The following is a 5,405-nucleotide window of genomic DNA, read 5'->3' as shown; positions in this document are numbered from 1 at the left end:
CCTACTTATATGACGCATCGTGCTTACTGCAACTCCAAAGCCGCATTGCTCCTATTCGGGTTAGAATGCCTAGCAGGCTAGTACTCGACCATATAAGTTCTGACTCTTTGCGAGGGGCCAGATCCCCGACTTTTTAAAAAAGTCGGGGATCTCGCAGCCTATCAAAATTAATGACATGAACCACTAGTATTGCTCTACTGAAGGACTACCTCTGTGTATCAGCCTTAGCTGGAAGTCGCCACATTTTTTATGTATGGTATGCCTTGCATTTCCCAATCCAGGTATGAACTATGCAAAATCCATCAGCTACCAACCCTTGGTCATTATTTGGAAGTGCGCGATCGCCAATTATCCTGAGGCTTGGCAGCTGGAGCATTAATTGACACTTAATTTACATTTAAAATTTGCTTAATTTTTTCTTTAAGTTTCATTAATCTAAAATTAAGAGACTGATATAGTTACACAAAAAACTAAATCAAAAATTATCTCAATTACTTTAAGGATATTAGGTTATCAAAATTCCTAGCTTGAGTCGAAAAAATATCTCAGAAGTAATGAAACTAACATGACTAAATCTAAAGAGATAGCTAAAGTTATAAATCTCAAAGACTCACAGTATTACTTTAATCGTGAATTAAGTTGGTTAGAGTTCAATCGTCGAGTTTTGCATGAGGCGTCAGATAACCGTACACCGTTACTTGAAAGACTTAAATTTACTGCTATCTTCAGTTCTAATTTAGATGAATTTTTCATGGTTCGTGTGGCAATACTTAAAGATCAAGTGCAAGCACTCTTAAGTCAACGAACTCCAGATGGACGCACGCCACAGGAACAATTAGAAGCGATCGCTCAACTTTTGCGTCCGATGGTTGTAGAACAACATCATCTGTTTGAGAAGGTGCTACGCAAAGAAATGGCATCTCACGGTATTCATCTTCTCAATTACACAGATATCAGTAGGGAACAGCGTTCTTACCTAGAAGAATTATTTAAACAACGGATTTTTCCAGTTCTTACACCTCTAGCTGTAGATCCGAGTCACCCCTTCCCCTTAATGGCAAATCTCAGTCTCAACTGGGCTGTAGTTGTCAAAGATCCAATTACAGGAGAAGAAAAGTTTGCTAGAGTCAAAGTCCCGAATATTCTGCCTCGATTTATTACCTTACCCAAAGAGTTAGAACCGCAAAACGGTAAATTAAACCATTGGACTGGTGTACCAATTGAACAGGTAGTAGCTCACAATTTAGATGCCTTGTTTCCAGGCATGATCATTAAAGAATGTCACCTGTTTCGACTGACTCGTAAGGCTGATATCTCGGTAGTAGAAGAAGAAGCAGATGACTTACTACTAGCAATTCAACAAGAATTACGCGGGCGACACTTTCGTGGTTCTGTGGTGCGGTTGGAAATTCAACCATCAATGCCCAAATCTGTGCGAAAGATGCTGATCCAAGAAATGGAACTGTCTGAAAGTGATGTCTATGAAATAGATGGTTTAATTAATTTAAAGGATTTAATGTTCTTCATGGGTTTGCCATTGCCTGAACTCAAAGACAAACCTTGGACACCTGTAATTCCACCTCGTCTGCGTCATTTTCATCAACCAAGTAATATTAGTCAATTAGACGAAGCAGAGAATATTTTCTCTGTCATTCAGCAAAATGATTTGCTAGTACATCATCCCTACGAATCCTTTAGCGCTTCTGTAGAACAATTTATTGCCCAAGCTGCCCGTGATCCTCAGGTGCTGGCGATTAAAATAACACTCTATCGCACTTCTGGCGATTCTGAAATTGTCAGTTCGTTGATTGCTGCGGCAGAAAGTGGTAAACAAGTTGCTGCTCTTGTAGAGTTAAAAGCCCGTTTTGACGAAGAAAATAATATTAACTGGGCGCAGAAATTAGAAAAATCCGGTGTGCATGTCGTTTATGGATTGGTAGGATTGAAGACTCACACCAAAATAGTGCTAGTGGTACGTCAGGAAGGAGAGAGAATTTGCCGTTACGTTCACATTGGTACTGGTAACTACAATCCCAAAACAGCCAAGTTATACACTGATTTAGGACTGCTGAGTTGCCGAGAAGAATTAGGCGTAGATTTAACAGATTTATTCAATTACCTAACTGGCTATTCTTGCCAAAATTATTACCGTAAGCTACTAGTGTCACCTGTAACAATGCGCGATCGCATGATTGCCCTGATTCACCGGGAAATCGAACACAGCCAAAACGGTAAAAAGGGTCGGATTATCGCCAAAATGAACTCATTGGTAGACCCCCAAATCATTGCTACATTGTACGCAGCATCCCAAGCTAGTGTAGAAATTGACTTGATTATTCGGGGTATATGTTGCTTACGCCCTGGTGTTCCCGATGTGAGCGAAAATATCCGTGTGATTAGTATTATCGGTCGCTTTTTAGAACACTCACGGATATTTCACTTCCACAATAATGGACAGAATGAAATATATATCGGTAGTGCTGATTGGATGCCTCGCAACCTAGATCGACGGGTAGAAGCCGTTACACCAGTGGAAGATCCAAAGATTTTACAAAATTTACAAAACATTCTTGAAATCATGTTGGCTGACAATCGCCAAGCTTGGGAACTGAAATCAGATGGTTCCTACATCCAGCGACATCCTGCCAAGAATGAACCAGAACGTCATACCCAAAATATACTCATGGAAATAGCATCAAAATCATGAAAAATTAGAGATGGGAAACAATAAACTCGAAAAACTCCGTGTTTCCAGCGAAGTTTTGAGGTTCTCTCCGGGACACTGCGCGTCTGGCACTTAAGTTTGCAATCCTGAAGGGAAATATCTGATTCAACTCCGGTTTGAAGACATTCTCCAAGAACGAAATCCAACAGATCCAGCCAATATATAGTAGCGATAGACTAATACGGTTCAGTTAAGGTTTTGATCCCCCCTAGCCCCCTTAAAAAAGGGGGGAACCGGAAAAAAGTCCCCCTTAAAAAGGGGGATAATGGGGGATCTCCAAATACTGGATTGTACTAACTGAAATGTATTGAGCGATAGACCAATTTTTGGCATTCAAGCGATCGCTGATTGATTTGAGTGTAGGTAGAGGGGTAACTCAGTATATTGGCGTTTGAGTATATATGTGCAATAACTTACGCGCTTGTCTAGAAAGCAGACAGATCGCCCTTGAAATTAAAAGTCATTGATTGCAAACTTGATGAGATTACCGAGAAAATGCGGCAACTGGAAAAAATTAAATCTTACCTAACTGCTAAGCGCAATAGAATTACCCAAGGATCAGAAAATTCAAAAAGGAAACTATCGATTGGGAGCAACGCGATTTTTTGAAAACAACTTAGTTTTTGTCATAATTCTGTACAGATGCAGCTCATATATCCAGCAATACAGGCAAGCTACTGGAAGCTGGTACACTAGTACTCTACCGCACAAGTTTTGACAGCTTGCGAGGCGTCAGATCCCCGACTTTTTTAAAAAAGTCGGGGATCTAGCCGACCTATCAAAATCAATTTGGTGAACTACTAGCGATCGCTAATAGTTAGTGGTTAGTAGTTAGTTGTTGATTGTTGGTTGTTAGTGGGTAGAGACGCGATTAATCACATCTGTACATTAGTAGTTAGTGGTTGGTTATTCCCCACTCCTCATACTCCCCCACCTCTCCACCTCCCAATCCCCTAATAACCGTATTCAAGCACTGCCCATCCCAGTCTAAAATAGTAGCCTGAACAAGAATTAACCATAATTTGTGTTTTTATGACTGCTGCTACAACAGTAAAAACAGAGTACGAAGCGATAATTGGTCTAGAAACCCATTGTCAGCTAAATACCAAAACTAAAATTTTCTCTAGTAGTTCCACAGAATTCGGGGCAGATCCCAATACTAATATTGACCCTATCTGCATGGGTTTGCCCGGTGTGCTGCCAGTTCTCAACGAAAAAGTTTTAGAATACGCCGTCAAAGCTGGTTTGGCACTCAACTGTCAAATTGCTAAATACAGCAAGTTTGATCGCAAACAATATTTTTATCCTGATCTTCCCAAAAATTACCAAATTTCTCAATATGACCTACCCATTGCTGAACACGGTTGGCTAGAAATTGAGTTGGTAGATCAAGATGGCAACCCCATCCGTAAAAAAATTGGTATCACTCGTCTGCACATGGAAGAAGATGCAGGCAAATTAGTACACGCGGGTAGCGATCGCCTGTCTGGTTCTTCCTATTCTTTGGTAGACTACAATCGCGCTGGTGTGCCTTTGGTAGAAATTGTCTCAGAACCAGATTTGCGTTCCGGACAAGAAGCTGCGGAATATGCCCAAGAGTTACGCCGGATTATGCGTTATCTTGGTGTCAGCGATGGCAATATGCAAGAAGGTTCACTGCGTTGTGATGTGAATATTTCTGTGCGTCCTGTCGGTCAAGAAAAGTTTGGCACGAAAGTAGAAATTAAAAACATGAACTCGTTCAACGCCATCCAAAAGGCGATTGAATACGAAATTGAACGGCAAATAGCAGCGATAGAAGCGGGTGAACGCATTATTCAAGAAACCCGCTTGTGGGAAGAAGGCGCTCAACGCACAATTAGTATGCGGAGTAAAGAAGGTTCTAGCGATTATCGCTACTTCCCAGAACCAGATTTAGCGCCAATTGAAGTATCAGACGAACAATTACTAGAATGGCGCAATCAACTGCCGGAACTACCAGCCGAAAAACGCCGTCGCTATGAAGATGAGTTGGGGCTATCAACTTACGATGCGCGAGTGTTGACAGAGGAACGCGCTACTGCTGAGTATTTTGAAGCGGCGATCGCTGCCGGTGCTAACCCCAAAGCTGCTGCAAACTGGATTACTCAAGATATCGCTGCTTATCTCAACAAAAATAAACTCGGGATTAGCGAAATTGCCCTCACACCTGCCAATCTCGCTGATGTCATCAGTCGAATTGAAAAAGGCAAAATTAGCAATGCTCAAGCTAAAGAAAAATTGCCTGATTTATTGAGTGGTGTTTCTCCTGAAAAAGCGTTTGCAGGTCAAGAGTTAATCACTGACCCCAGCGTTCTAGAACCTATTATCGATGAAGTGATTGCTGCAAACCCCAAAGAATTAGAGAAGTACCGCAACGGTAATGTCAATCTCAAAGGTTTCTTTGTGGGACAAGTCCTGAAAAAAACTAACAAACGCGCTGATCCCAAGCTGACTAACCAATTGGTAGAGAAGAAGTTGAATGCTTAGGGATTGGGGAGATGGGGAGATGGGGAGATGGGGAGTAATGTAGAGACGCGCTGTTTGAAGCGTCTGGGAGTGTGAGGAGTGTAATATTCCCCTTTTCCCCCTTGTCCTCCTTTTCCTCCAAGTCGTCCCCCTTGTCATCCCATTTCCCTTTCCCCGATCCCTTCCCTCCCAA

The 5,405-nt window shown here is 41.8% G+C and carries 2 protein-coding genes; both read left to right on the top strand.

The features are described from left to right. Nucleotides 1–565 precede the first annotated feature (565 nt). Nucleotides 566–2,707 carry a polyphosphate kinase 1 gene (ppk1, locus tag UYI_RS0121730; RefSeq protein ID WP_016868787.1) on the top strand — a complete coding sequence of 714 codons (2,142 nt, stop codon included), beginning with the start codon at nt 566–568 and terminating at the stop codon, nt 2,705–2,707. A gap of 1,050 nt (nt 2,708–3,757) precedes the next feature. Beyond that, a complete protein-coding gene (gene gatB / locus UYI_RS0121720) occupies nt 3,758–5,233 on the top strand; it encodes an Asp-tRNA(Asn)/Glu-tRNA(Gln) amidotransferase subunit GatB (protein ID WP_016868785.1) in 1,476 nt (491 codons plus the stop codon). The last annotated feature ends 172 nt before the right edge of the window (nt 5,234–5,405 follow it).

The sequence above is a fragment of the Fischerella muscicola PCC 7414 genome, from assembly GCF_000317205.1.
Classification (GTDB): Bacteria; Cyanobacteriota; Cyanobacteriia; order Cyanobacteriales; family Nostocaceae; genus Fischerella; species Fischerella muscicola.
Note: the sequence above shows the minus strand (reverse complement) of the source record. Positions and strands in the feature narration are given on the sequence as shown.

Coding starts and splice junctions, on each gene's coding strand:
- ppk1 (WP_016868787.1), top strand. CDS start 566: ATGACTAAATCTAAAGAGATAGCTAAAGTTATAAATCTCAAAGACTCA.
- gatB (WP_016868785.1), top strand. CDS start 3,758: ATGACTGCTGCTACAACAGTAAAAACAGAGTACGAAGCGATAATTGGT.